The following is a 780-nucleotide window of genomic DNA, read 5'->3' as shown; positions in this document are numbered from 1 at the left end:
CGGCCCGCGCGAATCGATGGAATACGACGTCGTGATCGTCGGCGGCGGCCCCGCCGGGCTGTCTGCGGCGATCCGGCTCAAGCAGCTGGCCGCCGAGAAAGGCACCGAGATCGGCGTATGCGTGCTCGAGAAGGGTTCCGAGATCGGCGCGCACATCCTGTCGGGGGCGGTGATGGACCCGCGCGCGATCACCGAGCTGTTCCCCGACTGGAAGGAACAGGGCGCGCCGCTCACCGTCGAGGTGACGGAAGACCGCTTCCTGTTCCTTTCTGAAAAAAGCGCGGTCACCACGCCGAACTGGGCGCTGCCCGCCAACTTCCAGAACCACGGCAACTACGTGATTTCGCTGGGCAACGTGACCCGCTGGCTCGGCCAGCAGGCCGAAGCGCTGGGCGTGGAGATCTTCCCGGGCTTCCCGGCCGCCGAGATTCTGTATAACGACGACGGCTCGGTGAAGGGTGTCGCGACCGGCAACATGGGTGTGGGCAAGGACGGCGAGCCGACCGAGAACTTCCAGCTCGGCATGGAGCTGCACGCGAAGTACACGCTGTTCGCCGAAGGCTGCCGCGGTCATCTGGGCCGCCAGCTGATCTCGAAGTTCAAGCTCGACGCGAACGCCGATCCGCAAGCGTACGGGATCGGCATCAAGGAACTGTGGGAAATCGATCCCGCGAAGCACAAGCCGGGTCTCGTGATCCACACGGCCGGCTGGCCGCTGAAGTCCGATACGTACGGCGGCTCGTTCCTGTATCACATGGACAACAACCAGGTCGTGGTCGG

1 protein-coding gene is annotated in these 780 nt (G+C 65.1%); it reads left to right on the top strand.

What is annotated here, in order from left to right; all coding sequences use genetic code 11:
* Positions 1-780 (top strand): NAD(P)/FAD-dependent oxidoreductase (locus DIE06_RS37870; protein WP_185733587.1); only part of this gene is annotated, 780 nt, incomplete at both ends.

Origin of the sequence: Burkholderia sp. Bp8998 (genome assembly GCF_003854235.1) — a bacterium.
Classification (GTDB): Bacteria; Pseudomonadota; Gammaproteobacteria; order Burkholderiales; family Burkholderiaceae; genus Burkholderia.
This window is presented reverse-complemented; position numbering and strand designations above follow the sequence as displayed.